This is a genomic window from Marinomonas sp. TI.3.20, from assembly GCF_038155025.1.
GTDB lineage: Bacteria > Pseudomonadota > Gammaproteobacteria > Pseudomonadales > Marinomonadaceae > Marinomonas > Marinomonas flavescens.
In genome coordinates, this window is the sequence record NZ_JBAKAS010000162.1 from 1 (window position 1) to 203 (window position 203).

The following is a 203-nucleotide window of genomic DNA, read 5'->3' on the forward strand; positions in this document are numbered from 1 at the left end:
CCATCGCTGAACGTTACTTTCACCGTCTCGGTGTCCGCATCTACGCCACTCAAGGTCACACTCACCGTGCCCGCTTCGTCTGCGTTGGTCACTTCATCAGTGCCCTTAACTGTCACGGCGAAGTTGTTGTCGGTGTCCGCACTCGTATCTAAATCTAACGTATCCGTTTTAGTTGACGTGTTGCCCGCATCATCAGTTGCTAC

At 52.7% G+C, this 203-nt stretch carries 1 protein-coding gene; it reads right to left on the reverse strand.

The window, feature by feature from the left end:
* Positions 1-203, reverse strand: a 203-nt coding sequence (locus V6259_RS20000) for a hypothetical protein (protein WP_341586019.1), incomplete at both ends; no start/stop codon positions are given.